At 70.2% G+C, this 26399-nt stretch carries 23 protein-coding genes; 9 read left to right on the plus strand and 14 right to left on the minus strand.

Features of this window, described 5'->3' with window-relative positions; all coding sequences use genetic code 11:
• Positions 1-80: 80 nt before the first annotated feature.
• Positions 81-731: a GNAT family N-acetyltransferase gene (locus ACLBWJ_RS14110; RefSeq protein ID WP_354450078.1), complete on the plus strand. Its 651-nt coding sequence runs from the start codon at positions 81-83 to the stop codon at positions 729-731.
• On the opposite strand, the gene guaB1 is transcribed toward ACLBWJ_RS14110, so the two are convergent.
• Positions 721-2178: a GMP reductase gene (guaB1, locus tag ACLBWJ_RS14115; RefSeq protein WP_447660571.1), complete on the minus strand. Its 1458-nt coding sequence runs from the start codon at positions 2176-2178 to the stop codon at positions 721-723. The genes ACLBWJ_RS14110 and guaB1 overlap by 11 nt on opposite strands.
• 198 nt (positions 2179-2376) lie before the next feature.
• On the opposite strand from guaB1, the gene ACLBWJ_RS14120 reads away from it, so the two are divergent.
• Entirely contained in the window at positions 2377-6096 is a 3720-nt protein-coding gene (locus ACLBWJ_RS14120; protein WP_447660572.1) for a multifunctional oxoglutarate decarboxylase/oxoglutarate dehydrogenase thiamine pyrophosphate-binding subunit/dihydrolipoyllysine-residue succinyltransferase subunit, read from the plus strand.
• A gap of 97 nt (positions 6097-6193) precedes the next feature.
• Here the strand turns inward: ACLBWJ_RS14120 and ACLBWJ_RS14125 are convergent, their stop codons facing one another.
• The gene (locus ACLBWJ_RS14125; RefSeq protein ID WP_112617327.1) at positions 6194-6442 is read right to left on the minus strand and encodes a zf-HC2 domain-containing protein; all 249 of its coding nucleotides are present in this window, start codon (positions 6440-6442) and stop codon (positions 6194-6196) included.
• Positions 6439-7092 carry a sigma-70 family RNA polymerase sigma factor gene (locus ACLBWJ_RS14130; protein WP_378719613.1) on the minus strand — a complete coding sequence of 218 codons (654 nt, stop codon included), beginning with the start codon at positions 7090-7092 and terminating at the stop codon, positions 6439-6441. Before ACLBWJ_RS14130 ends, ACLBWJ_RS14125 begins: the two co-directional genes overlap by 4 nt.
• Before the next feature lie 66 nt (positions 7093-7158).
• Here ACLBWJ_RS14130 and aroA point away from each other — a divergent pair, with 66 nt between their 5' ends.
• Genes aroA through bcp form a run of 3 tightly spaced genes read left to right on the plus strand, consistent with a single transcriptional unit; the run spans position 7159 to position 10042 of the window.
• Positions 7159-8502 carry a 3-phosphoshikimate 1-carboxyvinyltransferase gene (gene aroA / locus ACLBWJ_RS14135; protein WP_274178849.1) on the plus strand — a complete coding sequence of 448 codons (1344 nt, stop codon included), beginning with the start codon at positions 7159-7161 and terminating at the stop codon, positions 8500-8502.
• A complete protein-coding gene (gene rsgA, locus ACLBWJ_RS14140; protein WP_447660573.1) occupies positions 8499-9578 on the plus strand; it encodes a ribosome small subunit-dependent GTPase A in 1080 nt (359 codons plus the stop codon). Before aroA ends, rsgA begins: the two co-directional genes overlap by 4 nt.
• Entirely contained in the window at positions 9575-10042 is a 468-nt protein-coding gene (bcp, locus tag ACLBWJ_RS14145; RefSeq protein ID WP_282501342.1) for a thioredoxin-dependent thiol peroxidase, read from the plus strand. The genes rsgA and bcp overlap by 4 nt, the downstream gene beginning before the upstream one ends.
• Positions 10043-10055: 13 nt before the next feature.
• On the opposite strand, the gene ACLBWJ_RS14150 is transcribed toward bcp, so the two are convergent.
• Positions 10056-10442: a histidine kinase gene (locus ACLBWJ_RS14150; RefSeq protein ID WP_282501343.1), complete on the minus strand. Its 387-nt coding sequence runs from the start codon at positions 10440-10442 to the stop codon at positions 10056-10058.
• A gap of 221 nt (positions 10443-10663) precedes the next feature.
• Between ACLBWJ_RS14150 and ACLBWJ_RS14155 the strand changes: the two genes are divergently transcribed.
• A complete protein-coding gene (locus ACLBWJ_RS14155; protein ID WP_023955350.1) occupies positions 10664-10912 on the plus strand; it encodes a WhiB family transcriptional regulator in 249 nt (82 codons plus the stop codon).
• A 70-nt stretch (positions 10913-10982) separates the two neighbouring features.
• Here ACLBWJ_RS14155 and ACLBWJ_RS14160 read toward each other — a convergent pair whose 3' ends face one another.
• Genes ACLBWJ_RS14160 through ACLBWJ_RS14170 form a run of 3 tightly spaced genes read right to left on the minus strand, consistent with a single transcriptional unit; the run spans position 10983 to position 14371 of the window.
• A complete protein-coding gene (locus ACLBWJ_RS14160) occupies positions 10983-12476 on the minus strand; it encodes a sensor histidine kinase (protein ID WP_112617585.1) in 1494 nt (497 codons plus the stop codon).
• A gap of 9 nt (positions 12477-12485) precedes the next feature.
• Positions 12486-13733 carry an AAA family ATPase gene (locus ACLBWJ_RS14165; protein WP_447660574.1) on the minus strand — a complete coding sequence of 416 codons (1248 nt, stop codon included), beginning with the start codon at positions 13731-13733 and terminating at the stop codon, positions 12486-12488.
• 11 nt (positions 13734-13744) lie between these two features.
• Positions 13745-14371: an SAF domain-containing protein gene (locus ACLBWJ_RS14170; RefSeq protein ID WP_354450069.1), complete on the minus strand. Its 627-nt coding sequence runs from the start codon at positions 14369-14371 to the stop codon at positions 13745-13747.
• A gap of 98 nt (positions 14372-14469) precedes the next feature.
• Between ACLBWJ_RS14170 and ACLBWJ_RS14175 the strand changes: the two genes are divergently transcribed.
• A complete protein-coding gene (locus ACLBWJ_RS14175; protein WP_447660575.1) occupies positions 14470-14742 on the plus strand; it encodes a helix-turn-helix domain-containing protein in 273 nt (90 codons plus the stop codon).
• Positions 14743-14746: 4 nt separating this feature from the next.
• Here ACLBWJ_RS14175 and ACLBWJ_RS14180 read toward each other — a convergent pair whose 3' ends face one another.
• Positions 14747-15328: a hypothetical protein gene (locus ACLBWJ_RS14180; RefSeq protein ID WP_447660576.1), complete on the minus strand. Its 582-nt coding sequence runs from the start codon at positions 15326-15328 to the stop codon at positions 14747-14749.
• A gap of 141 nt (positions 15329-15469) precedes the next feature.
• Here ACLBWJ_RS14180 and ACLBWJ_RS14185 point away from each other — a divergent pair, with 141 nt between their 5' ends.
• Positions 15470-15901: an Rv3235 family protein gene (locus ACLBWJ_RS14185; RefSeq protein WP_447660668.1), complete on the plus strand. Its 432-nt coding sequence runs from the start codon at positions 15470-15472 to the stop codon at positions 15899-15901.
• Between the two features lie 4 nt (positions 15902-15905).
• Here the strand turns inward: ACLBWJ_RS14185 and ACLBWJ_RS14190 are convergent, their stop codons facing one another.
• Both ACLBWJ_RS14190 and secA read right to left on the minus strand, forming a co-directional pair.
• Positions 15906-17129 carry a pyridoxal phosphate-dependent aminotransferase gene (locus tag ACLBWJ_RS14190; RefSeq protein ID WP_269267808.1) on the minus strand — a complete coding sequence of 408 codons (1224 nt, stop codon included), beginning with the start codon at positions 17127-17129 and terminating at the stop codon, positions 15906-15908.
• A 60-nt stretch (positions 17130-17189) separates the two neighbouring features.
• A complete protein-coding gene (secA, locus tag ACLBWJ_RS14195) occupies positions 17190-19979 on the minus strand; it encodes a preprotein translocase subunit SecA (RefSeq protein ID WP_447660577.1) in 2790 nt (929 codons plus the stop codon).
• Between the two features lie 160 nt (positions 19980-20139).
• On the opposite strand from secA, the gene ACLBWJ_RS14200 reads away from it, so the two are divergent.
• Positions 20140-21465: a hypothetical protein gene (locus ACLBWJ_RS14200; RefSeq protein WP_274178857.1), complete on the plus strand. Its 1326-nt coding sequence runs from the start codon at positions 20140-20142 to the stop codon at positions 21463-21465.
• 72 nt (positions 21466-21537) lie between these two features.
• Here ACLBWJ_RS14200 and hpf read toward each other — a convergent pair whose 3' ends face one another.
• The 4 genes from hpf to mtrB form a co-directional block, all read right to left on the minus strand.
• Positions 21538-22200, minus strand: a complete 663-nt coding sequence (gene hpf / locus ACLBWJ_RS14205) for a ribosome hibernation-promoting factor, HPF/YfiA family (RefSeq protein WP_112617340.1) — start codon at positions 22198-22200, stop codon at positions 21538-21540.
• Positions 22201-22293: 93 nt separating this feature from the next.
• A complete protein-coding gene (locus ACLBWJ_RS14210) occupies positions 22294-22959 on the minus strand; it encodes a ComF family protein (protein ID WP_447660578.1) in 666 nt (221 codons plus the stop codon).
• Between the two features lie 89 nt (positions 22960-23048).
• On the minus strand, positions 23049-24722 hold the full coding sequence (locus ACLBWJ_RS14215; RefSeq protein ID WP_447660579.1) for an LpqB family beta-propeller domain-containing protein: 1674 nt from the start codon (positions 24720-24722) through the stop codon (positions 23049-23051).
• On the minus strand, positions 24722-26392 hold the full coding sequence (gene mtrB / locus ACLBWJ_RS14220; RefSeq protein WP_274178859.1) for an MtrAB system histidine kinase MtrB: 1671 nt from the start codon (positions 26390-26392) through the stop codon (positions 24722-24724). Before mtrB ends, ACLBWJ_RS14215 begins: the two co-directional genes overlap by 1 nt.
• Positions 26393-26399: the final 7 nt, after the last annotated feature.

The raw sequence follows: 26399 nt of genomic DNA on the forward strand, positions 1-26399 counted from the left end.
AACTGGGAGGGTCGTCCATCGTGCGCCCGATCTTACGCCTGTCCGAGGCGCGCGCCGGGCGCAGCCGCGACAATCGACTCATGACAGATTCGACGAGCGCGCCGGGGAGAACGGAAGACCGCACCACGGGCATCGGCGAGAGCCGTGGCATCCGGGTTCGTCCGTTCGTGCCGGCCGATGTAGAGCCCTACCGGAGGTGGCTCCAGCCCCATCAGGACTGGCATCGCTGGGACGGCCCCTACTTCCCGAAGCTCGACGTCGCGGGGGTGGATGCCGCGTGCGCACGACTCGCATCCAGCATCGCCGACGGCTCGTACGGCGCACACGCCCCGCTGACGCGGGCGGTCATCGTCACGGCGGACGATCCGGCGACGATGCTCGGCACGGTCTCGTGGCACTGGGAGTCGGAGGTCTCGGACTGGCGGCGGATGGGCCTGACGGTCTACGACCCGACCCAGCGCGGCCGCGGGGTCGGCACCGAGGCCCTGCGCCTCTGGACCGAGTACCTCTTCCGCACGACCTCCGTCGTCCGGCTCGACTTCGCGACCTGGTCGGGGAACGAGCGGATGCTCGCTGTCGGCCACCGTCTCGGTTTCGTCGAGGAGGCGCGCTTCCGCGATGCGCGCGAGGTGCGCGGCCGACGGTACGACTCGGTCGTCATGGGTGTACTGCGCGACGAATGGGAGTCGTCTGGCCAGAGGCCGGCGCAGGCGGCGAGCTCTACCAGCTGACGGGAAGCGCCTTGCCCTCTTCGTAGCCGGCGGCCGACTGGAGACCGACCGTCGCGCGCTCGTGGAACTCTGCCACCGTCGCGGCTCCTGCGTAGGTGAAGGACGAGCGCACACCCGAGGTGATCATGTCGAGCAGATCCTCGACGCCCGGGCGCAGCGGGTCGAGGTAGATCCGCGACGACGAGATGCCCTCGGCGAACAGCTCCTTGCGGGCTCGCTCGTAGGCGTCGAGGCGCCCGAACCGGCCGACGACGGCCTTCGTCGAAGCCATGCCCCACGACTCCTTGAACGCACGCCCCTCGTCGTCGAGCTGGACCTCGCCGGGCGACTCGATCGTGCCGGCGAACCAGGAGCCGATCATGACGGATGCCGCGCCCGCGGCGAGCGCCAGCGCCACATCCCGGGGATAGCGGACTCCCCCATCGGCCCAGACGTGCGCCCCGCGCTCCGCCGCCGCCTGCGCGGTCTCGAGCACGGCGGAGAACTGCGGCCGTCCGACGGCCGTCATCATGCGGGTCGTGCACATCGCCCCGGGGCCGACGCCGACCTTGAGGATCGTGGCACCCGCCTCGACGAGGTCTGCGACGCCGTCGGCCGTGACGATGTTCCCCGCGACGATCGGCAGACCGAGGTCGAGCGCCGCGACCTCGCGCAGTGCGCGCAGCATCCCCTCCTGGTGCCCGTGGGCGGTGTCGACGACGAGCACATCGACGCCCGCGGCGGCGAGCGCCCGCGCCTTGGCTGCCGCGTCGCCGTTGATCCCGATCGCTGCCGCGACGATGAGACGCCCGTCGCCGTCGACGGCGGGGCGGTAGATCGCGGTGCGCAGCGCACTGCGACGCGACAGCGTGCCGACGAGCGCACCCTGATGGAGCATTGCGACGACCGGTACATCGGCCGCGTCGATGAGGTCGAAGGCGGCGCGAGGACCGGAGACGTCATCGGCGTCGATCGCGGTCGCACGGTCGCGTACCAGGTCGCCCAGGCGGGCGTCCGGCAGTGCGGTGGCCAGGCGGGCCGCGGGAACGATCCCGGTGATGTCGTCGATACGCAGCGTCGGCGCCGACGGCTCCGCGACCACGATGCCGTGCCCATCCAGCGAGGGAAGGATGCGGGATGCCTCGGCGACCGTGGCATCCGGTGAGAGCACGATGGGGGTGTCCCATGCGACCGGCTGGTCCTTGACCCACCGGATGGCGGCGTCGAGGTCCTGCAGCGGCATGTCCTGCGGCAGCACGCCGAGTCCGCCGCGGCGGGCGAGCGTGGCGGCCAGACGCGGGCCGGTGACGGAGTTCATGTTCGCCGAGACGATCGGCAGCGTGGCCGCCGTGCCGTCGCCGGGGGCGAGGTCGACATCGAGCCGACTCGTGATCGCCGATCGGCGGGGCACGAGGAAGACGTCGGAGTACGTCAGGTCGACCGTGGGCTCAGCACCGGAGAAACGCATGCTCCATACGCTACGCCGCGGACCCGACAGACAGCCGGGCGTGCGGCGAGAGGGCCGGGCGGGCTCCATCACGATGCGATACCACGGGTGTCGCCGCGGCATCCGGTCGGTTGATCTGGGCTACCCTAGGAGACTGTGCGCGGCGGCGGACGACCGCCGTGAGAACCGATCTTCACCGATGAAAGCAGGCGATCTGCCGTGTCCAGCCAGGCGACCGGAATCGGAACCTCGAACGACGGCGAGTTCGGGGCGAACGAATGGCTCGTCGCGGAACTGTACGAACAGTTCCGCGAAGACAAGAACTCGGTGGACAAGGAGTGGTGGCCGACGCTCGAGGCCTACGCCGCTCACGTGAACGGCGGCGCTTCCCAGCCCGCCGGGTCCGCCCCGGCGCAGCCCGCCGGCACCGCTCCCGCGCAACCCGCCCCCGCACAGCCCGCGGCGGCGTCGCACCCCGTGACGGCCCCGGTGCCGACGGTCGGCTCGCAGCCGGTCGCTCGCACGACGGCTCGGCCCGCCGCCGCGCAGCCGGTGCCCGCGCAGGCCCCGACGACCCCCGCCGCCGAGGTCGAGCAGCGCGAGGATGTCGTCACCCCGCTGCGCGGCATGCCGAAGACCCTCGCGGCGAACATGGACGACTCGCTCACGGTGCCGACCGCGACGAGTGTGCGCACCATCCCCGCCAAGCTGATGATCGACAACCGCATCGTCATCAACAACCACATGTCGCGCACGCGCGGCGGCAAGATCAGCTTCACCCACCTCATCGGCTGGGCGCTCATCCAGGCGCTCAAGGCCTTCCCGAGCCAGAACGTCTCGTACGCAGAGGTCGACGGCAAGCCGTCGGTGATCGCGCACGCGCACGTCGGCCTCGGCATCGCGATCGACCTCCCCAAGCCCGACGGCACGCGCGCGCTCATGGTGCCGAGCATCAAGCGCGCCGAGTCGCTCAGCTTCGGCGAGTACCTGGCCGCCTACGAAGACCTGGTCAGCCGTGCTCGCAAGAACAAGCTCACCGCTGCCGACTTCCAGGGCACGACGATCTCGCTGACCAACCCCGGCGGCATCGGCACGGTGCACTCGGTTCCGCGGCTCATGCGCGGCCAGGGCAGCATCATCGGCGCCGGCGCGCTCGACTACCCGGCCGAGTTCCAGGGCTCGAGCGAGAAGACGCTCGTCAACCTCGGCATCGGCAAGACCATCACTCTCACCAGCACCTACGACCACCGCGTCATCCAGGGTGCCGGCTCGGGCGAGTTCCTCAAGACCGTTCACGAGCTGCTGATCGGCAAGAACGGCTTCTACGACGAGATCTTCGCCGCCCTGCGCATCCCCTATGCGCCCATCCAGTGGTCGACCGACATCAACGTCGACCTCGCCGAGCGCGTCGACAAGACGGCCCGCGTGCAGGAGCTCATCAACTCCTACCGGGTGCGCGGCCACCTCATGGCCGACATCGACCCGCTCGAGTACCGCCAGCGCACGCACCCCGACCTCGAGATCGAGCAGCACGGTCTGACCTTCTGGGACCTCGACCGCGAGTTCGTCACCGGCGGGTTCGGCAGCAAGCGCGTCATGAAGCTCCGCGAGATCCTCGGCGTCCTGCGCGACTCGTACTGCCGCACGATCGGCATCGAGTACATGCACATCCAGGATCCCGAGCAGCGCAAGTGGTTCCAGGACAACGTCGAGGTCAAGTACCAGAAGCCCGGTCACGACGAGCAGCTGCGCATCCTCGGCAAGCTCAACCAGGCCGAGGCGTTCGAGACCTTCCTGCAGACCAAGTACGTCGGCCAGAAGCGCTTCAGCCTCGAGGGCGGCGAGTCGCTGATCCCGCTGCTCGACGAGGTCCTCCAGGGCGCGGCGCGCACGGGCCTCGAGGGCGCCGCGATCGGCATGGCCCACCGCGGCCGTCTCAACGTCCTGACGAACATCGCCGGCAAGACCTACGGCCAGGTCTTCCGCGAGTTCGAGGGCTCCGTCGCGATCGGTTCGAAGAGCGGCTCGGGCGACGTGAAGTACCACCTCGGCACCGAGGGCACCTTCGTCGGCGATGAGGGCGACGAACTGCCGGTGTACCTCGCCGCGAACCCGTCGCACCTCGAGACCGTCGACGGCGTTCTCGAGGGCATCGTGCGCGCCAAGCAGGACCGCGGCCCGATCGGCTCGTTCTCGTGGCTGCCGATCCTCGTCCACGGCGACGCCGCGTTCGCCGGTCAGGGCGTCGTCGTCGAGACGCTGCAGATGTCGCAGCTGCGCGGGTACCGGACCGGCGGCACGGTCCACGTCGTGGTCAACAACCAGGTCGGCTTCACGACGCTCCCCCTCGACGCCCGCAGCTCGGTCTACGCGACGGACGTGGCCAAGACGATCCAGGCGCCGATCTTCCACGTCAACGGCGACGACCCCGAGGCCGTCGTCCACGTCGCGCAGCTCGCGTTCCGCTACCGCCAGGAGTTCAAGCGCGACGTCGTGATCGACCTCGTCTGCTACCGCCGTCGCGGTCACAACGAGGGCGACGACCCGTCGATGACCCAGCCCCTCATGACGAACCTCATCGAGGCCAAGCGCTCGGTCCGCCGGCTCTACACCGAGTCGCTGGTCGGACGCGGCGACATCACCGAGGAAGAGTACGAGCAGGCCAAGCGCGACTTCCAGGACCGCCTCGAGGTCGCGTTCGCCGAGACGCACGCCGCCGAGACCGGCGCGTCCGGCCCGGTGGGCCTGTCGGGACCGATCGATCAGGCCGTCGGCGCCCCGGAGACGACGGGTGTCGGTGAAGACGTCATCCATCAGATCGGCGACGCGTTCGTCAACGCCCCCGAGAACTTCACGGTGCACGGCAAGCTCAAGCAGCTGCTCGACAAGCGCCACGATATGAGCCGCAACGGCAACATCGACTGGGCGATGGGCGAGCTCTTCGCGTTCGGCTCGCTGCTCATGGAGGGCACGAACGTCCGCCTCGCCGGTCAGGATGCGCGTCGCGGAACGTTCGTGCAGCGTCACGCCGTCCTCCACGACCGCTCGAACGGCCAGGAGTGGCTGCCGCTCGCGAACCTGTCCGAGAACCAGGGCCGCTTCTACGTCTACGACTCGCTGCTGAGCGAGTACGCGGCCATGGCGTTCGAGTACGGCTATTCGGTAGAGCGCGCGGACTCGCTCGTGCTCTGGGAGGCCCAGTTCGGCGACTTCGCCAACGGCGCGCAGTCGGTCATCGACGAGTTCATCTCGTCGGCCGAGCAGAAGTGGGCCCAGCAGTCGGGCGTCGTCCTGCTGCTCCCCCACGGCTACGAGGGCCAGGGGCCGGATCACTCGTCGGCTCGCATCGAGCGCTACCTGCAGATGTGCGCTCAGGACAACATGACGGTCGCTCGGCCCTCCACCCCCGCGTCGTACTTCCACCTGCTGCGCCGCCAGGCCTACGCACGTCCGCGCCGCCCCCTCGTCGTGTTCACGCCGAAGGCGATGCTGCGCCTGCGCGGTGCGACGAGCCCGGTCGAGGACTTCCAGCGCGGCAAGTTCGAGCCCGTGATCGACGACAGCGCGATCACCGACAAGAGCGCGGTCAAGCGTGTGCTGCTGCACTCGGGCAAGATCCACTGGGACCTGAAGTCCGAGCTCGACAAGAAGCCGAACCCGGCCATCGCGCTCGTGCGTCTCGAGCAGTTCTATCCGGCACCGATCGACGAGCTGAAGGCGGTCCTCGCGGGCTACGCGAACGCCGAGGTCGTGTGGGTCCAGGACGAGCCCGAGAACCAGGGCGCTTGGCCGTTCATCGCCCTCGAAGCCGCCGCCAAGCTCGATGGCCGCTCGGTGCGCGGCATCACCCGGCCTGCGGCGGCGTCGACGGCGACCGGTTCGCCGAAGGTGCACGCCGTGGAGCAGGCGAAGCTCATCGAGCAGGCGCTCACGCTTTGAGCCAGCGGTAGCGAAAGGGGCGGACGTGCGAACGTCCGCCCCTTTCTGCTCTCACGGTCGAGCTCAGGCCGTCATCGGGCTCGGGCGCGGAGCGCGCTCACGCGTGAGCGGCCTCCTGGGCCTCCCGCAGACGCGCCAGAACCTGGTCGCGCAGCTCCTCGGGTGCCGATTCCCGGCACGCTCGGGCGACGACCTCGGTGAGTGTGCGCGACACCAGGGCCTCGTCGCGACAGGCCGGGCATGACTCGAGGTGCTCCCGGATGTCGGCGTGCTCGGTCTTGCAGACCTCGTTGCGCAGGTACTCTTCCAGATCGCGTCGCGCTTTCTCGCAGCCGCAGTCACTCATTTCTTGCTCCTCGTGGGGGGCATCTCGATGCCCCGCTCCTTCGCATAGTCGGCCAGCAGGTCACGCAACAGGCGTCTGCCACGGTGCAGACGGCTCATGACCGTGCCGATCGGGGTTTTCATGATGTCGGCGATTTCCTGGTAGGCGAAGCCCTCGACGTCCGCGAGGTACACCGCCAACCGGAAATCCTCGGGGATCGACTGCAGCGCGTCCTTGACCGCGGACGCCGGCATGTGGTCGATCGCTTCAGCCTCGGCGGAGCGGCTCCGGGATGCGGTGGTGGATTCCGCTCCTCCCAGCTGCCAGTCCTCGAGGTCGTCAATGGTGCCCTGGTAGGGCTCCCGCTGCTTCTTGCGGTAGGTGTTGATGTAGGTGTTGGTCAGGATCCGGTACAGCCACGCCTTGAGGTTGGTCCCCTGCGTGAAGGACGACCACGAGGCGAACGCCTTGACGAACGTCTCCTGCACGAGGTCCGCTGCGTCAGCGGGATTGCGGGTCATCCGCATGGCGGCGGCGTAAAGCTGGTCCATGAACGGGAGCGCCTGCTCCTCGAACTGGGCGCTCGGATCGGTGACCGCTTGCTCTTCCATCAGCGGCCAGTCTACGTGGGCGTCCCACGGCGCGACCGCAGGATCGGCGAGTGCGATCATGGGCTCCTCTCACTCGGTGGGACCAACGACCTCGACAGCACGAGGGCGTTCGATACTGTGAAACCCATGACCACCGCCGCGTATTCCCCCCGCACCGCCGACGTCGGCGCGCCGTGGCGCGCGCCCGTCGCTGAGAGCCCCGTCCGGGCCGAGGTCGCCGTGCCCGGCTCCAAGTCGCTCACCAACCGCGAGCTCGTGCTGTCGGCCCTCGCCGAGACTCCCTCGCGCCTGATCGCGCCGCTGCATTCGGACGACTCCGCGCGCATGATCGACGCGCTGCGAGCTCTCGGCGCCCAGATCGAAGCCGTGCCCGGCGAGGGCCGTTTCGGCCCCGACCTCGTCGTGACGCCGCTCGGGGCGGAACCGGCCGATGCCGTGGTCGACTGCGGGCAAGCCGGCACCGTCATGCGCTTCGTCACTCCCCTCGCCGGACTCGCGCGCGGCGAGGTCACCGTCACGGCCCACGAGAGCGCCCTGCACCGGCCCATGGCGGAGATGATCCGGAGCCTCCGCGAGCTCGGCGTCGACATCGACGACGGCGGCCGGTGGACGCTGCCGTTCCTCGTGCACGGGCACGGCCACGTTCGCGGCGGCGAGGTCACGATCGACGCGAGCGCCTCGAGCCAGTTCGTGTCGGGGCTCCTGCTGGCGGCGCCCCGGTTCGATGTCGGGCTCCGCCTCGTGCACGACGGTCACCGCCTGCCGAGCCTGCCGCACATCGACATGACGGTCGAGGCCCTCGGCCACCGTGGCGTGAACGTCGAGCGTCCGAGCGACCGCGAGTGGCTCGTCCCCGCCGGTCCGCTCCGCGGCAAAGAGCTCACGATCGAGCCCGACCTGTCCAACGCGGCCCCCTTCCTGGCCGCGGCCGCGCTGACGGGCGGGCGGGTGACGATCCCGCACTGGCCCGTGCACTCGACCCAGCCGGGTGCGCTGCTCGTCGACATCCTGACCGAGATGGGCGCCCGCGTGACGCGACGCAGCGGTGTTCTCGCGGTCTCCGGCACCGGCGAGCTGCGCGGCGTCGACCTCGACCTGTCGGCGGCGAGCGAGCTGACCCCGTCGCTCTTCGCGCTCGCGGCGTTCGCCGACTCGCCGAGCACACTGCACGGCATCGGCCACATCCGCGGCCATGAGACCGACCGCATCGCCGCTCTCGTGGGCAACCTCCGAGCGCTCGGCGGCTCGGCCGAAGAGCTCGAGGACGGCATCCGCATCACGCCCACGCCGCTGCGCGGCGGGCTCTGGCGGGCGCACCACGACCACCGGATGGCCACGGCGGGGGCGATCATCGGCCTGCGCGTCCCGGGCGTCGAGGTCGACGACATCGGCACGACCGCGAAGACGATGCCCGAGTTCCCCCAGTTGTGGGCAGAGATGCTCGGATCCGACGCGCAGGTCGCCGGGTGAGCTGGCTCGGCGGCGACGACGACCTCGACGAGGAGTACGACGAGTCCGACATCCCGATGCGTCCGAACCCGAAGGCGAATCGGCCGCGCACCAAGCGACGACCCGCCCACAGCAACGCCCAGGTGGCGCGCGTGGTGGGTGTCGACCGCGGCCGCTACACCGTGCTCATCGACGAGGACGGCGACGACGAGCACACCACGCTCGCGGTGCGCGCTCGCGAGCTGCGGAAGCAGCCCATCGTCAGCGGCGACCGGGCACGCGTGGTCGGCGACGTGTCGGGAGACGAAGGCACTCTCGGACGCATCGTCGGCATCGAACCACGCACGACGCTGCTTCGCCGCAGCGCCGACGACACCGACCAGGTGGAGCGGATCGTCGTGGCCAACGCCGATCAGATGGTCATCGTCGTCGCCGCAGCCGACCCTGAGCCCCGCCCGCGCCTGGTCGACCGCTACCTCATCGCGGCGCTCGACGCCGGCATCCATCCCCTGCTCGTGGTGACCAAGACCGATCTCGCCGACCCGGCCGCGTTCCTCGCGCATTTCGAGGGGGTCGACGACCTCGAAGTGCTCACGAGCGGGCGGGGACGGATGCCGGTCGACGAGCTCGGCGCGAAGCTCGTGGGCCACGCCACGGTGTTCGTCGGTCACTCCGGCGTCGGCAAGTCCACCCTCGTGAACGCCCTGGTGCCGACAGCCGCACGGGCGACCGGACACGTCAACGAAGTCACCGGTCGAGGTCGCCACACGTCGAGCTCGACGGTATCGCTTCGTTATCTCGGCCCCGAGGGGCGCGGTTGGGTCATCGACACGCCCGGGGTCCGCTCGTTCGGCCTCGGGCACGTCGACCCCGCCAACATCCTCGCCGCGTTCACCGACCTCGCCGCTGTCGCCGAGGAGTGCCCGCGGGGCTGCACGCATCTTCCCGATGCGCCCGACTGCGCGATCGTCGAGGCCGTCGCGCAGGGCCGGCTGGGAGAACGTGGCCCGGCGCGACTCGACTCGCTTCAGCGCCTGCTCGGCACCTTCTCGGCCGGGGTCGACCCGGCGGTTCGCCGTTCTAGGCTGGAATCATGACGCGTCTGCAACCGGGCGACCTCGCCCCCGAATTCTCCCTCGACGACCAGGACGGCTCGACGCTCTCGCTGTCGGACCTGCGCGGACGGCGCACGGTCGTGTTCTTCTACCCGGCGGCCATGACTCCCGGCTGCACGCGGGAAGCCTGCGATTTCCGCGACAGCGTCGAGTCGCTGCGCGCAGCGGGCATCGAGGTCATCGGAATCTCGCGCGATGACGAGGCGAAGCTGCGCCGTTTCCGCGAGCAGGAGCAGCTCACCTATCCGCTTCTCAGCGATCCCGACCACGCCGTGCACGAGACGTACGGCGCATGGGGCGAGAAGATGAACTACGGCAAGACCGTCGAAGGCGTCATCCGATCCACCTTCGTCATCGACGCCGACGGCCGGATCGAGCACGCGCTCTACAACGTCAAGGCGACGGGTCACGTCGCGCGAGTCCGCGCGCTGCTCGGTCTCGACTGAGGGCCTCGACGACTCAGGCGTCGCCGCGGCCGCGTGCTGCACGCCGGGTCGCGGCCACCAGCAGCACGAAGCCGACCACGCCCGGCACCGCGATGAGCACAGCGGTGCCGGCGTCGGCGTACTGACCCGTGGCAGCGCCGAGGGCGACCGCCAGGATCAGAAGCTGCGCGACGATGCCGCCCGAACGGCCCCACGACACCCGGCGCCAGACCGACACGGCGAATGCTGCGAGGGCCACGGCACCGATGGCGGTCAACACGATGAGGGCGACGGAGCTGGGAACGTCGATGGTGTCGCCGCCGACCAGCGCGACGATCTCCCAGCCGACGACCGCGAGCAACGCGATGGCTTCTGCGGCGAGCACGGCTCCCGCGAGACGTTCGACAGCAGTGGGGGCCATGGCATCCGACCTTCGATCAGAGCCGCGCGATACCGGTATTCACGGCCCGGCGGCGAGCAAATCCGCAGTTCACCCTTGATTCATCTGTCCGGGCTATGGGACGATAGATCAAGCCGTGTGCTCCCACAGCGAAGTGGGGCGAGCATCCGCTCGCACACTTAACCAGGGTACCGGACTACCCGAGTCCGGCCCGACAGAATCACCACCCCAAGGAGCACCACATGGATTGGCGCGACAAGTCTGCCTGCCTGACCGTCGACCCCGAACTCTTCTTCCCCGTGGGCAACACGGGCCCCGCCGTCGACCAGATCGAGAAGGCGAAGGCCGTCTGCGCCCGCTGCACCGTGACGGAGATCTGCCTGCAGTACGCCCTCGAGACCGGCCAGGACTCGGGCGTCTGGGGCGGCCTGTCCGAGGACGAGCGTCGCGCACTGAAGCGCCGCGCTGCACGCGCTCGCCGCGCGTCCTGACCCGCTCCCCGACCCCGCTGCCGACACGTCGGCGCGGGGTCCGCGCGTTGACGGGGACCCCGCGACGCGCTCAGCCCGCGTCGCGCTCGATGTAGCGCAGCGGGATCTCGATGGTCACCTCGGTTCCGCTGCCGACGAGCGTGTGCCAGTCGATCGTGCCGCTGAGCTCGCCCTGGATCAGAGTGCGGACGATCTGCGTGCCGAGGCCGCGCCCGACCTGCCCCTCCGGCAAGCCGCTGCCGGAATCGCGCACCTTCACCTCGAGGCGCTCCGCGGAACGCTCCGCGACGATCTCGACATCGCCCTCCGTGCCCGCCAGCCCGTGCTCGACGGCATTCGTGACGAGTTCGGTGAGCGCGAGCGCGAGCGGCGTCGCGTACTCGCTCGGCAGGGTGCCGAAGCGCCCCGACGACCGCGTGCGAGCGCGGGTGTTCGGCGCGGCCGCCACCTCGGCGACGAGCTTGAGGACGCGCGCGAACACCTCGTCGAAGTCGACGTTCTGTGCCAGCCCCTCCGACAGGGTGTCGTGCACCACCGCGATCGCCGACACCCGGCGCATCGCCTGGGTGAGAGCGTCACGCGCCTCCTCGGAGTGCGTCCGGCGGGCCTGGATACGCAGCAGCGAGGCGACGGTCTGCAGGTTGTTCTTCACGCGATGGTGGATCTCGCGGATCGTCGCGTCCTTCGTGATGAGCTCCTGCTCCTGGTGCCGGATCTCACTCACGTCGCGGCATAGGACGATCGCGCCGATGCGGGTGCCGTGGTCGCGCAGCGGGATGGTGCGCAGCGACACCGTGACGCCGCGGGCCTCGATGTCGGCGCGCCAGGGTGCACGGCCGGCCATCACGATCGGCAGCGACTCGTCGAACTCGCGCTTGCTGGGAAGGATCGCCGTTGCCACCTCGATCAGCGGCTCGCCCTCGAGCTCGTCCTCGAAGCCCAACCGGTTGAAGGCCGAGAGAGCGTTCGGGCTGGCGAAGGTGGTCATGCCGTCGACGTCGAGCCGGATGAGCCCGTCGGATGCGCGCGGAGCGCCGCGACGCGGAGCCGTCGGGGCGTTCAGATCGGGGAAGTCGGACGAGGCGACCATCCCGAACAGGTCGTCGGCGCAGTCGTTGAACGTGATCTGCTGACGCGAGGGCGTCCGCGCCTCACCGAGGTTCGTGTGCCGCGTGAGGACACCGACCACGTGCGCGGCGCGCCCCTCGGTCGCCCGTTCCCGGACGATCGGCACCGCGCGTACGCGGGTCGGCGTCTCCTCGAACCAGTCGGGCGAGGCCGAATCGACGATGCGCGCCTGGGTGAAGGCATCCTTCACCTGCGTGCGCCACTGCGGGCGCACGCGATCGCCGACGATGTCGCGGTAGAAGAGGGTTGCGGCTCCCCCGGGCCGGGTGTGCGCGACGGCGATGAACGAGTCGTCCGCGGTGGGCACCCAGATGACGATGTCGGCGAAGGCGAGATCGGCCAGCAGCTGACCGTCACCGGCGAGGCGGTGGAGCCACTCGACGTCGGCGTCGGTGGAAAGTCCTTGAGCATGGACGAGATCGCTGAGGGTCGACACCATCCCAGACTAGGGGGCCGATCCCGCCGACGCGGCGTGCGCCGTCACACGATGGCGGCGCGACGCCGCGACCGCGCGCATCGGGGGCGAGATCGCTTCGCCGACGAGTCGGCGGACGGCTGCCGGGATGGGGCCCCGACCGTTTCCTTCGCCGACGGGCCGGGCCCCCAACAGAGCCGCATCGGTGGCGCGCGGGTCCCACGGGACGAACCAGCATCGCTCGATCCCGGCGTACCGCTCGAAGCTGCGGCGGATCTGGCCTCGTGGATCGATCCCGAGCGGGCCGCCCCGGAGCTTGTTGACGACGACGTGGACGGGCACGGCCCCGACGGTCGCGCGCAGCTCGGGGTAAGCCCGCAGGAACCGCGAGAGCCCCACGGGGTCGGCGGCAGCGACCGCGACGACCAGGTCGGCCGACTCGAGCGCGGCGAGGGTCGCGGCATTGCGCCGGGGCCCGTCGAGATCGCTGACGATCGCCTCATCCCGTTCGAGCGATGCCGAGACGTCGACGACGACATCGTCGACCCAGTCACGACAGGTCTCGAGGACGCGCGTGACACGCTCGAACCCGAGTTCCGGCCAGCGCGCCGGCCGGTTGATGCCGACGAGGACATCGACGGCGCCCGCAGGCTCCGCGATGCGAGCCAGTTCCGCCGGTGTCAGTTCGCCGCGCGACGCACGTCGGCACGCGCCGGCCAGGCCCGGCCCCTCGTCGGGAACGCCCAGCGCGACGGCGACGGCGGGCGCGTGTGCGTCCGCGTCCGCGAGCGCGACGCTGCGCCCATCGCGCGCCGTCTCGCGAGCGATCTCGATCGACATCGTCGTGCGACCGGGCGCGCCCGAGGCGCCCCACACGACGATCACCCTCCCGCGCGACCGAACGGGCGGGGTCGATGCGGGAACGGCGGTGACGGCGTCCAAGGCATCAGTGGTCGAATCGACGACCGCGACCCCGAGGATCTCGGCCGCTCGATGCTCGGCCGCGCCCCGGCTCCACGCGACGATCCTGGTCGCGGTGCGGTCGCACAACTCGACGACGTCGCGCGTGAGCCACGAACGGGATGCTGCGAGAAGGAGCACGTCCGCGCCTGCGATCACGGCAGCGGTACCGGATAGCTCGCGCGCCTGTGGAGCGGACCATGCGAAGGTCGCGTCGTGCGCTGCCGCGGCCACATCCTCGGGCGCGAGCGCGGTTACCTCGGTGAAACCTCCGGCGCGCAGTCGCTCGGTGAACGGCGCGGCATCGGGAATCGCCACGACGATACGCATCAGCGCGTCCCGCCCGCGGCCGGGATCACCGACACCGCGTCACCGGCCGCGACAGCGGCGAGCGCGGCCGAGACGTCCGTGCGCGCCACCACCAGCTCGACAGCGGCGGATCGTTGCTGTGCCATGAGCCCGTCGCCGGCCTGCACGGCGCGCACCGTGGCTTCTCGGACGAGGATGCGCGGCTCGCCGAAGACCCCTCGCTCGCGCTGCGGCGCACTCCACACCTCGACGCGGGTCCCCGGCGACACGGAGCCGGGCACGGCACCGGCTGTCTGCACGACGACGGTCGTCACCTCGACGTTGTCCGGTGATGCGACTGCGGCGCGCGGCACGAACTCGCCGGCGGGGATCGTCCGCGTCGCGACACCGCCCGGCTCGAGCGCACCCGGTGCGGCATAGATGTCGTCAGCCGATCCGAGCGCCACCTCCACGACGCGCAGATCGGCAGCCTCGACGGTCTCGCCGACGACGATGGTCCGCGCCGCGGTCAGGACCGCCGACGTCTGCCGCGCCGCTGACACCGCGGCCCAGACCCCCGCGACGGAGATCGACACGAGGACGACGCCGATGATGACGCGTGCGTCGGCGCGACGGATGCGGTTACGGAACGAGGTTCGTGCGACCATGCCACCATCGTGGGCGAGGCGGTGCCACGGCCGTGCTGGTTGTCCACAGGGCTGTCAAGAGCCGAGCGGGCGAACATTCGCCCGCGGATAATGGGACCATGCCCGCCACGCCCGACAGCGCGCGCTTCCTGACGCCTTCCCAGGTCGCGGAGGTGCTGCAGATCGAGGTCGACGAAGTGGTCGCGCTCACCGTCGAGGGTCGTCTCGTCGGAGCGAAGGTCGGAACACCGCCCCGCTGGCGGATCGAGTCGTCCAGCGTCGAGGATTACCTCGACGCGCAAGTCGAGGACGCCCGCCGCGCCGCCCTGTGGCAGCAGTCGCAGGTCGCCAGCTTCCCCGAGCTGTGGGGGCGGCGGAACCGCAGCGACTGACTTCTCAGCCGTGGCCGCTCTGCAGGTGCAGGACCCGCATAGCCGAATAGGCGATCATCCGGTGCCCCGTGACAGCGCTCGGTCGCCGCGGCTCAGCTGCGTCGTGCAGCGCGAGATCGAGGTGGTCGGCGCCTGCGCGATCGATCGTCCCCGCCCAGGTCTTTCCGCCCGCGACCACGATGTGCACGGGGACGCGACGGCGCGCCAGGTCACGCAGCACGAACCCGAGCGTCATCCGTTCCGACAGCGCCGAGCCGCGTCCCGCGGGACGCGCGCTGCGGAGCAGATCAGGTTCCGCGAGGACGACCGACGACGCAGCGGCGAAGGGCACGACGGCGGCACCGGGGCCGTCCGCGCGGTCCAGGCCCACCCAGTCGGCTCCCACCCCCGTCAGGCGGCCGCGGATCGGATCACCGGCGGCCACATCGACGGTCACCTCTGCGCCGATCGATTCCTGAAGCCGCTCGCGCAGAGTCAGCCGCGAGAGTCGCAACCGCTCGGCCTCGGTGTCGAGCGCCGCTCGCTCGGCCTCCCACTCGGAGTCGAGCTGGTGTTCGAGATCCTCGAAGAACCGCTGCCATCGCACCCCGTGAGGCTAGCGGTGACGCGGCGCACCCCGAGGGCGCTCTCCACAGGTTGGAGGATTCTCATCCGGCCAGATTCGGCGGTGTGCTGTACTCGTCGGCGTTGACACAGCCGATGGAAGGAGGAGCGTGCGATGACGTCGATGAGCGCGAACCAACCCCGCCGGTACCCCCGCATCGGGTCCTCGCTCGACGTCGCCGAGTACTTCGCAGCGCAGCCGACGTCGACGACAGATCTGCCCGATCCCGAGCCGCTGATCCGCAACCTGACCCGCGGGGTCCTCGAGGTGCTGGCGGGAGTGCGCGAGGTCGAGCAGCTCGCTCGGTGGCTGAGCGAGGACGCTTTCCGCGTTCTCGTCACGCGCGCGAATCTCGCGGCGCGTGCACGCAGTGCCCGACAGGTGACGCCGGCGCGGCCCGTCCACTCGATCGTCTCGGTCCGCACGTGCGAGCCGGCGGACGGCGTCGTCGAGGGCACGGTGGTCGTCACCACTCCGCATCGGACGCGGGCCGTCGCGCTCCGGCTCGAAGGCCTCGACGGGCGGTGGCGCGCGACGTCGCTCGCCCTGCTGTGACGGGCTACTGCTTGTACGACGAGAGGAAGTTGCCCAGCCGCTCGATCGCCTCGGTCAGCACGCGCGCCTCGGGCAGCGTGACGATGCGCAGGTGATCCGGATCGGGCCAGTTGAAGCCGGTTCCCTGCACCAGCAGCACGTGTTCCGCGACGAGGAAGTCGTAGACGAGCTTGCCGTCGTCATGGATGTCGTAGACCTCGGGGTCGAGGCGCGGGAAGGCGTACAGCGCGCCCTCGGGCTTGTGACAGGTCACGCCGGGGATGCTCTCGAGACCCTGCCATGCGGCATCCCGCTGCTCGTGCAACCGCCCCGACGGGGCGATGAGCGCCTCGATCGACTGCACGCCCGACAGCGCCGCCTGAACCGCGAACTGCGCCGGCACGTTCGGGCACAGCCGCGTGGATGCGAGCAGCTGGATGCCCTCGAGGAAGCCCTTCGCGTGCGCCTTGGGCCCGGTGATGACGAGCCAGCCCGACCGGTATCCGGCGACGCGGTACGTCTTGGAGAGGCCGTTGAAGGTCAGGCAGAGGAGATCGGGAGCGAGCGTCGCCAGCGGGATGTGGGTCGCCTCGTCGTAGAGGATCCGGTCGTAGATCTCGTCCGAGAGCAGAAGGAGCGAGTTCTCACGGGCGATCTGCACGATGCCTTCGAGTACCTCGCGGCTGTAGACCGCGCCCGTGGGGTTGTTCGGGTTGATGACGACGATCGCCTTCGTCTGCGGGGTCACCTTCGAGCGGATGTCGTCGAGGTCGGGCTCCCAGCCCTGTGTCGCGTCGCACAGGTAGTGCACGGGCTTGCCGCCGCCGAGGCTCGTCATGGCGGTCCACAGCGGATAATCGGGCGCTGGGATCAGCACCTCGTCGCCCTCGTCGAGGAGAGCCTGCATCGTCATCGTGATGAGCTCGGAGACGCCGTTCCCGAGGTAGACATCGTCGGGATCGACGTGCGGGAACCCGGGAACCTCCTCGTACCGCGAGACGACGGCGCGCCGCGCGGAGAGGATGCCGCGGCTGTCGCTGTAGCCGTGCGCGTTGGGCACCGACTCGATCATGTCGCGGACGATCTGGAAGGGGGCCTCGAACCCGAAGATGGCGGGGTTACCGGTGTTGAGCTTGAGCACCCTGTGGCCGTCGGCCTCCAGTCGGTCGGCCTCGGCCAAGGCGCTGCCGCGAATCTCGTACAGGACGTCCTTGAGCTTCGATGACTGATCGAGGATTCGGCGGTTCATCCGATCAGGATATCCGGGGGTCGAGCGGGCCGATCGACGATGCGTGGCCCGCTCGCCGGATCACTTCTTCTTGCCTGCGGCGCGTCGTGCGGCGCGGTTGCCCGCGTCGCCGGCGTCCTCGGCCGTGCCTGTCTTCTGGCCGAACGCGCCGCGCGGTGCGTCGGCGGGCGCCTCCTGCTCCGCGGCGTGCTGACGGGCCTTCGCCGTGGCGCTCTTCTGCACCTGACCGCGGTCGTTGCGTACCTCGACCTCGCCCGATCCGGTGTCGCTCGGGGCGGAGTATTCGAGCTTCTGCGTCTCGACGGGCGTCGGGGTGAGCCCCTTGGCGTCGACCTCGCCGCTCTCGGCGGAGCGCACCTCGACCTCGAGGTTGTAGAGGAAGCCGACCGACTCCTCCTTGATCTGGCTCATCATCGACTGGAACATCTCGTAGCCTTCGCGCTGATACTCGATGAGCGGGTCGCGCTGAGCCATGGCCCGCAGGCCGATGCCGTCCTTGAGGTAGTCCATCTCGTAGAGGTGGTCGCGCCAGCGGCGGTCGAGCACCTGCAGCACGACGCGCCGCTCGAGCTCACGCATAGCGGGTTCGCCGAGCGCCTCCTCGCGGTTCTGGTAGGCGATCTTCGCGTCGGAGAGCAGCTCGCGCTTGAGCACCTCGGCGGTGATCCGCCCCTTGTTCCCCGCTTCCGCGACGACCTCGTCGATCGTGACACCCACGGGGTAGAGCGTCTTCAGCTCGGTCCACAGAGCGTCGAAGTCCCAGCTCTCGGTGTGGCCCGACGATGTGTGGTCGTCGATGACGGCACTGATGGCGTCTTCGATGAAGTGCTGCACGCGCTCCGACAGGTCGTCGCCGTGGAGCACCTGGCGGCGGTCGGCGTAGATCGCCTCACGCTGACGGTTGAGGACGTCGTCGTACTTGAGGACGTTCTTGCGGATCTCGGCGTTGCGCGCCTCGACCTGCGCCTGCGCGCTCTTGATCGCCCGCGAGACCATCGACGACTCGATCGCGACGTCCTCGGGGAAATTCGTCCGCGCGAGGATCGCCTCGGCCGCGCCCGACTGGAACAGACGCATCAGGTCGTCCGTCAGCGACAGGTAGAACCGGCTCTCACCGGGGTCGCCCTGACGGCCCGAACGACCGCGCAGCTGGTTGTCGATGCGGCGCGACTCGTGACGCTCCGTGCCGAGGACGTACAGACCACCGGCTGCGACGACCTTCTCGGCCTCTTCGGCGACGGTCTCGCGGACCGACGCGAAGACCTCGTCCCACGCGGCCTCGTACTCCTCCGGGGTCTCGACGGGGTCGAGCCCGCGCGACTTCATCTCCTGGACGGCGAGGAACTCCGCGTTGCCGCCGAGCATGACGTCGGTACCGCGACCGGCCATGTTGGTCGCGACCGTGACGGCGCCCAGGCGGCCGGCGCGGGCGACGACCTCGGCCTCACGGGCGTGGTTCTTGGCGTTGAGGACCTCGTGCTTGACGCCCTTCTTCGCGAGCAGGCGCGAGAGGTACTCGCTCTTCTCGACGCTCGTCGTGCCCACGAGCACCGGCTGACCCGTCGCGTGACGCTCGACGATGTCCTCGACCACCTGCGCGAACTTCGCGGTCTCGTTCTTGTAGACGAGATCGGGCTGGTCCTTGCGGATCATCGGCTTGTTCGTCGGGATCGGGACGACGCCGAGCTTGTAGGTCGACATGAACTCGGCCGCCTCGGTCTCGGCGGTACCGGTCATGCCCGAGAGCTTGTCGTAGAGGCGGAAGTAGTTCTGCAGCGTGACGGTGGCCAGCGTCTGGTTCTCGGCCTTGACCGGAACGCCTTCCTTCGCCTCGATGGCCTGGTGGATGCCCTCGTTGTAGCGGCGGCCGACGAGGATACGGCCCGTGTGCTCGTCGACGATCATGACCTCGCCGTTCATCACGACGTAATCGGTGTCGCGCTTGAACAGGGCCCGCGCCTTGATCGAGTTGTTCAGGAACGAGATGAGCGGGGTGTTCGCCGACTCATAGAGGTTGTCGATGCCGAGGTAGTCCTCGACCTTCTCGATACCGGGCTCGAGCACTCCGACGGTGCGCTTCTTCTCGTCGACCTCGTAGTCGACACCCGGTTCGAGGGTGAGGGCGACGCGCGCGAACTCCACGAACCAGCGGTTCGCCTCCCCCGACGACGGCCCCGAGATGATGAGCGGGGTCCGGGCCTCGTCGATGAGGATGGAGTCGACCTCGTCGACGACCGCGAAGAAGTGGCCGCGCTGCACGAGGTCTTCGCGGCGCCACGCCATGTTGTCGCGCAGGTAGTCGAACCCGAACTCGTTGTTGGTGCCGTACGTGATGTCGGCCGCGTACTGCTCACGTCGGACCTCGGGGGTCTGACCCGAGACGATCGTCCCCGTCGTCATGCCGAGCGCGCGATAGACGCGACCCATGAGCTCGGACTGGTACGAGGCGAGGAAGTCGTTGACGGTGATGACGTGGACGCCCTTGCCCGCGATGGCGTTCAGGTAGGCCGCGAAGGTGGCCGTCAGCGTCTTGCCCTCACCGGTCTTCATCTCGGCGATGTTCCCGAGGTGGAGGGCCGCACCGCCCATGACCTGCACGTCGTAGGGGCGCTGACCCAGCGTGCGCTTGGCGGCCTCGCGGACCGCGGCGAACGCCTCCGGCATCAGCCGGTCGAGCGTCTCGCCGGCCTCGTGACGCGCGCGGAGCTCGGCGGTCTCGTTCCGCAGCTCGTCGTCGGTGAGGCGGGCGTAGTCCTCTTCGAGCGCGCCCACGGCCTTGACGATCTGCTGCAGGCGGCGCAGCACACGGCCCTCACCGGCGCGGAGCAGTTTCTCGAGAGGGTTGGCCACAGCGGATCTCCATCTGTCGGGTGCGCCGACGCCACGTCGGCCGCGCCCGCGCGTACGCACGGGCATATGGAGCCATGTTATCGGCCCGTGACCTTGGCGTCGCCTGCGAGAGACGACGACATCCCCTCCTCCGCCGACCGCCGAGACCTAGGATCGGAACATGGCTGGATTCTGGGGCAGACGCAAGCGGGAACAGCAGGACGTCGCGGACGCGGACGCGAACCTGGCACGCGAGGCCGACATCGCCCTCGTCGGGGCGGACGAGCGCCTGCGCGTCACGAGCGACGAGATGGTCTTCGCCGAGGCCGAGCTCGGCGAGGAGGCCACGGCTCCTCTACGCGAGGCCATCGCCGCCGTGCGCCACCACCTCGGCGAGGCGTTCCACCTCAAGCAGCTCAACCACGACGAGATCCCCGACACGCCGGAAGAGGTGCGCACGCGCAACGCGCGCATCGTCCAGCTGTGCGAGTGGGCTCAGGATCTGCTCGACGACCGTGTATCGGCCCTGTCGGAGGCGATCGAGCGCGCGCGGCGGGCGCCCGAGATCCTCGCCGGCATCCGCGCCGACGTCGCCACTCTGCGCGAGCGCATCGACCCCGCACGCGCCGTCATCGACCGGGTCTCGAGCCGCTATCACCCCGACGCGCTCAACCGGGTCAGCGGGAACGCGGACGAGGCCGCCGGACTCCTCGAGTTCGCCGAGCACGGGGCGGATGTCGCCGAGCGCCGGCGTGCTGCCGGCGAGCGCGGGCCGGCCAACATCGCGCTGGAGACGGCGACCGAAGCGGTGCGCCGCGCGCGCACGCTGCTCGACGCGGTCGACGACTTCGAGGTCGAAGCGCTGCGAGCGCAGTCGACGCTCGCCGATGTCGTGGCCGACTCGCGTGACGACCTCGTCGCCGCGCGGACGGCACCGCAGACCCCGGCGGTCACCACCGCGATGGCGGAGCTCCAGCAGGCGCTGACCCGCGTCAGCCCCGCCGGTTCGAAGGGCGACCCGTTCGCCGAGCTGTCGATGCTCCGCGAGAAGAACGCCGCGCTGGACGTCGCCGTCGACACCGCCCGCGAGCGGGCGGCCCGCCCGATCCCGCCCGAGAGCCACGTGCGACACGCCATCGACGACGCCGACCGACAGCTGTCCGTCGCGCGCAGCGTCATCGCCGGACACCGCGGCTGGATCGGTGCGGACGCGCGCACGCGACTGGCCGAGGCCGAGAGCCTGCGACTCGGGCTCGCCCCGGTCGGTCCGATCCCCGAGGACGATCGCGAGAAGGCGCTGGCCGACGCGCGGCGCTGCGCCGCTCTCGCCGGCGAAGCCCTGCAGCTCGCCCAGCGCGACATCGACGGCTCGCGCCCGAACGACGGCTGGGGCGGCCCCGGAGGATACGGCGGCGGCTGGGGCGGTCGCGGCAGCGGCGGCAACATGGTCGGCGGCATCCTGGGCGGTCTCGTGATCGGCAGCATGCTCGACGGCATGTTCGACTGACGGCCCGGTTTCGACCGGCACACGACGGGGGCGGATGCCGTGATGGCACCCGCCCCCGTCGTCGTCCTCAGGTCAGGACGCCAGCTCGGCCTCCGGCGGGGCGGCTGCGGTCAGCGAGATGACACCGTAGTCCCAGCCCTTGCGGCGATACACGACGCTCGGGTGGTCGGTGCGCGCGTTGATGAACAGGAAGAAGTCGTGGCCCACGAGCTCCATCCGGTCGACGGCTTCCTCGACGGTCATCCATTCAGCACCGAACTCCTTCGTGCGGATAACGACGGGCGTGTAGTCCTCTTCCTCCGCCGAGTCGCCGATGACGGGCACCTCGCCCGTCGCCACGGCGCGCAGGACGTCGACCGACGCCGGTTCGACGTCGATGCCTTCCAGGGCTCCGGTTCCCTTGTCGAGCTTGGCCCCTCGGGGGTGGTTCCGCGCGTCGACCCGCTTGTCCTTGGCGCGACGCACCTGCTCTACGAGCTTGTCGACCGCGAGGTCGAGGGCGACGAACTTGTCGCCGTCCGTGGCCTCGGCCCGAACGATCGGTCCCTTTCCGGTGAGGGTCAGTTCGACGGTCTCATCATCCATGCGCCCGTTGCGGTAGGCGTGATGCGTGACCTTGATGTCGAGGCGCTGCGCACGGGGTGCGAGCGTCTCGATGCGACTGGACTTCTCTTCAGCCACCGTGCGGAAGCGATCCGTGATCCCGACTCCCACGCCGACGATGCTGGTTTCCATCCTGACCTCCTTGCTCCGGTCCGCCCGGTTCAAGGGCGGACCTTCGTTCGCCTTGGTCTCCCCCACGCTAGTGCGGCGAGCGAGCAATGTCACTCATGAACCGCCAGGAATATCTCCGACCGTCATCCGCAAGGGCGTGTCCGCGAGCACGACGGCGCCGACGACGCGTGAGCCGGCCTCGCGGAGCGCACGCTGCGCCTCGCGCAGCGTCGCCCCGGTGGTCATGACGTCGTCGACGATGACAGCGGCCGTCGTCCCGGGCCGTGCCACGAACGAGCCCGCGACATTCCGCTGCCGCTCGGCGCGGTCGAGGCGGCGCTGATCGAGGACGCGGCCGCGCACGCGGAGCCGACGTGCCGTGCGGACGTCGCCGTGCCGTGCGATCATCTCGGGCACGGCGTACCCCCGTCGTCGTAGGGCCGCCCGAGACGGCGGAACGGGAACGAGCACGGCGTCCTCCCACCCCGCATCGCGGACGAGGCCTGCCACCAGACGGCCGAGGGGGCGGCACAATCCGGTGCGGCCGTCTTCCTTGAGCGCTCGGATGATGCGTGCCGCAGCGCCCTCGTACCGCGCGAGGCTCCGGACGTCGAGACCGTCGGCATCGCGCCGGCGCGGCCGCGGGAGCTCCGCGACGCACGTCGCGCAGAGCGCGCGTCCCGGTGCGTCGCATCCGGCGCACCAGACGGGCATCAGGAGGTCGAGCGCGTCCGCGAGGTGTTCTCGCCAGGACTCGGGATGGGAGGCGATCGGCTGCACGCTTCCATGCTGTCGAGGCGCTCGCGTCGCCCCTGGCACCGAACCTCCCCGTTGTGGAAGAGAGCGCCGACACGGTCGGTGGGGAGGAGTCAGCGCGGCGAACCCTGTTGGCTGGCGAGCACCCGGATGCCGCCCGCGACCGTCGGCCAGGCCTGGCCCTTCTGCGCGTAGAGCACGCCCTCGCCGTCGAGCAGCCGCACGGCGCGCAACTGATTCGTCGCTGCGATGGCGACCGGCCCCGCCGGCGCCGTGATCCGCTCGCCGAACCCGCCCACCGACTGCGAGATGACGACATCGGCGTCGCCGTCCTCGGCGAGGACCGCGATGGTCGAACCGTCGACCCAGCTCGCGTCGATGCCCGTACCCGGCAGCTGGGTCACGGTTTCACGATCGCCGAGCCCGACGGGCGAGCCGTCGTCGTCGCGGAGGATGCCGGCGATCCACAGCGCCGGGCGCGAGCCGTCGCGAACCAGGGCGGCGATGCGCGTTCCGTCCCGTGACACCTCGATGCTCGAGATCTGCGATGCGCCCGGCCAGGCGTTCGCGATGGAGACGACCGTTCCGTCCGCCCCGGTCGCCGTCAGTCCCGACGGCGCACTGGCGGGAACGCTCCAGATGAATCCCTGCGGATCGATCGTGGGGTCGATCAGGCCCGCCCGCTCGTCGACGATCTCGAAGGTGGCGTCATCGCGCGCGCGCACGACGGCACCGGCGGCCGTGCGCACAGCGGCCGCACTCCGGTCGGTCCCCACCTGGATCGACTCGGGGTCGAGGTCGGGGATGACGGTCGACAGCCCGGGCAGCGGCTCGATCTCGGAGCCGGAGAGGAACCCGAAAGCGTCTTCGGTGAGCACGGCGGGTCGGACGTCGACGCGGATAGGACGGACGTCCACCGCCTGCGCAGCGACGGGCTCGCCGTCGACCGACATCTGGGCGCCGCGGATGCCGGCGGACTGGAGGCTCGCGTCGAGCTGCGCCTGCATCCGGTTGCGGGTCTCGGGCACGATCGCGAGCGCAGACTGCGACAGCGGCACCTGCGCAACGCCCCCCTCGAGCGGAACCGCGCGGGTCGCGAGCTCGAGGCTCTCGGGGAACGCCGAGTACACCGCGCCGGACAGCCACGGGCTCGGGTCGCCGTCGATGAGGGCCTCGGTGATGTGGGTGGCCGCGTTGGTCGCCGGAAACCAGCGACGATCGGGCACGAGATACGTCCACGAGCGATCGAAGTACATCACGGAGTATTCGCGGAAGACCGCTTGGAACCGGGCGCGGTCGAGCACGACGCCGTCGGGGGCGTCCGAGATGCGCCACTCGCCGTCCACCTCGACGAGAGCGAAGTCGAGCGGCATGGATCCGCCGTCGGTCACCGACAGCGCGCCGGACGCGTCGACCGCGGCCTCAGGGGTGATGGAGACCGTGACGGTCCCGTCGCCGGCGACGGTGTACACCCGTTCGCCGGGAAGGTCGATCGTGGCGCGCGCGGTCGGCTGCCACGACGATCGGAAGTCCGGTGCGAGGAACTGCCGGGCGGTCCCCCAGTCGTCCCGAGGCCCCGACCCGGCCGCGAGGAAGCCCGCGACGATCTGCTGCGGCGTTGCTCCCGGGGGCGGATCGTCGGGCAGGAACGAGAAGTCGACCGAGCCGGCTTCCTGATTGATCGGGGCGCCCGCGACGACCGGACCAGAGGTCGGCAGCCCCGTGCAGCCCGCGAGCAGCAGCACGAACAGCATCCCCAGGACGGCGGCGACCGGGCGCAGACGCATCACGACGAGCCTTTCGCGGAACGAGGAAGGGAGATCGGCTGGGTCAGGCCCAGGTCGTCGAAGGGTACGCCATCCTCACCGGGATCGACCGGGAGCGGGGAGTGCCCGTCGAGCGGCTCGCTGCGTCGAGGGATGGTGAGCACGAAATTCGTTCCGCGCCCGAGCTCGGACCACACCGCCAGGGTGCCGCCGTGGAGCCGCGCGTCGCCGAGGGCGATCGAGAGCCCCAGGCCGGTGCCCCCGATGGTGCGCTTGCGTGACGGATCGGCGCGCCAGAAACGGTCGAAGACGCGCTCGGCGTCGGCCGGGCGCATCCCGAGGCCGTAGTCGCGCACGCCGATCGCGACCGCTCGGGCATCGCTGTCGACGCTGACGACGATCGGTCGGCCTTCGCCGTGCTCGATCGCGTTGCCCAGCAGGTTGCGGACGATCCTGCGCACGCGTCGCGGGTCCATCTCCACGGGCGAGTAGCCCCCGGGTGCCACGAGGCGCACGTCGCTGCCGTGCTGCTCCGCGAGCTGCTCCATCGATGCGATGACATCCTCCGCGAGCTGCGTCATGCTCGTCGGCTCGCTCTCGAGCTGCACCGAGCCCGCGTCGTAACGGCTGATCTCGAGCAGATCGGTCAGCAGCACCTCGAACCGGTGCACCTGGTCGTGCAGCAGCTCCGCGGCGCGCGCCGCCACCGGATCGAACTCCTCGCGCCGATCGTTCAGCATGTCGGAGGCCAGCCGGATCGTCGTCAGCGGCGTGCGCAACTCGTGCGAGACATCCGATACGAAGCGCTGCTGAACCTGCGAGAGCTCCGCCAGCTCCTTGATCTGGGACTCGATGCTGTCGGCCATCGCGTTGAAGGACCGTCCGAGGGTCGCGAACTCGTCCTCGCCGCGCACCTGCAGCCGCACCGCGAGGTCTCCCGCCGCCAGTCGCGAGCTGCTCTCGGCGGCCTGGGCGATCGGCTCGGTGACCGAGCGCAGCACGATCCACGAGATCGCGCCGATGAGGACGACCAGCCCCACGCCGACGATCCACAGCGTGATCTGGACGAAGCCGAGCGTCTGGGCCTCGCTGGCGAGGTCGTACCCGAGATACAGCTCGTAGGCGCCTACCTCCGGCAGCACGATCTGCTGCCCGACGACGATGCCGGGCACCTGCCCGCCGCCGGAGACGGCGAAGCCGACGGGCTGCCACCACTGCAGCTCGTCGTCGCTCTGCACCTGTGCGCGAAGCGCGTCGCTGATGCGGTCGGCCGGGAGACCCGCCGAGTCGAAGTCCTGCGGCGCGATGGCGGACGGTTCCGAGGAGATCCGGAAGGCGGCGATGCGATCGGTCGAGGACTGCCGCTGGATGGACGTGCGCACGCTCTCCATCAGGTTGTCGACCGCGACGACATCGCCCCCGACCTCGGCGGCATCCAGGGTCGCCTGCGCCGACTGGGTCGCGCGCTGAGCCTCTCCGAGGAGTTGCGAGGTGCGCGACTCGAAGAGGTCGTTCTGAATCGCCAGCGACATCCACACCAGCGCCACGGTGATCGTCAGCGCCGTGGCACCCAGCGTGATCGCGACGGTGCGGAACCGCAGCGATCGTCGCCAGGTCCGGGCGAGCCGCCGCCCCCAGGACCGCCAGCCGTGCGTCGCGACCGTCGCCGTCGTGACGGTGCGGATGGGCATCGGAGCG

Source organism: Microbacterium sp. M4A5_1d (assembly GCF_053345465.1).

Bases quoted from the DNA above. Each gene is read 5' to 3' on its own strand.
- ACLBWJ_RS14175 (WP_447660575.1), top strand. From the start codon at position 14,470: ATGCCCGCCACGCCCGACAGCGCGCGCTTCCTGACGCCTTCCCAGGTC.
- mtrB (WP_274178859.1), bottom strand. From the start codon at position 26,392: ATGCCCATCCGCACCGTCACGACGGCGACGGTCGCGACGCACGGCTGG.
- ACLBWJ_RS14185 (WP_447660668.1), top strand. From the start codon at position 15,470: ATGAGCGCGAACCAACCCCGCCGGTACCCCCGCATCGGGTCCTCGCTC.
- hpf (WP_112617340.1), bottom strand. From the start codon at position 22,200: ATGGAAACCAGCATCGTCGGCGTGGGAGTCGGGATCACGGATCGCTTC.
- ACLBWJ_RS14190 (WP_269267808.1), bottom strand. From the start codon at position 17,129: ATGAACCGCCGAATCCTCGATCAGTCATCGAAGCTCAAGGACGTCCTG.
- ACLBWJ_RS14215 (WP_447660579.1), bottom strand. From the start codon at position 24,722: ATGCGTCTGCGCCCGGTCGCCGCCGTCCTGGGGATGCTGTTCGTGCTG.
- ACLBWJ_RS14150 (WP_282501343.1), bottom strand. From the start codon at position 10,442: ATGGCCCCCACTGCTGTCGAACGTCTCGCGGGAGCCGTGCTCGCCGCA.
- ACLBWJ_RS14130 (WP_378719613.1), bottom strand. From the start codon at position 7,092: ATGATCGCACTCGCCGATCCTGCGGTCGCGCCGTGGGACGCCCACGTA.
- aroA (WP_274178849.1), top strand. From the start codon at position 7,159: ATGACCACCGCCGCGTATTCCCCCCGCACCGCCGACGTCGGCGCGCCG.
- bcp (WP_282501342.1), top strand. From the start codon at position 9,575: ATGACGCGTCTGCAACCGGGCGACCTCGCCCCCGAATTCTCCCTCGAC.
- ACLBWJ_RS14110 (WP_354450078.1), top strand. From the start codon at position 81: ATGACAGATTCGACGAGCGCGCCGGGGAGAACGGAAGACCGCACCACG.
- ACLBWJ_RS14125 (WP_112617327.1), bottom strand. From the start codon at position 6,442: ATGAGTGACTGCGGCTGCGAGAAAGCGCGACGCGATCTGGAAGAGTAC.
- ACLBWJ_RS14155 (WP_023955350.1), top strand. From the start codon at position 10,664: ATGGATTGGCGCGACAAGTCTGCCTGCCTGACCGTCGACCCCGAACTC.
- ACLBWJ_RS14200 (WP_274178857.1), top strand. From the start codon at position 20,140: ATGGCTGGATTCTGGGGCAGACGCAAGCGGGAACAGCAGGACGTCGCG.
- ACLBWJ_RS14170 (WP_354450069.1), bottom strand. From the start codon at position 14,371: ATGGTCGCACGAACCTCGTTCCGTAACCGCATCCGTCGCGCCGACGCA.
- guaB1 (WP_447660571.1), bottom strand. From the start codon at position 2,178: ATGCGTTTCTCCGGTGCTGAGCCCACGGTCGACCTGACGTACTCCGAC.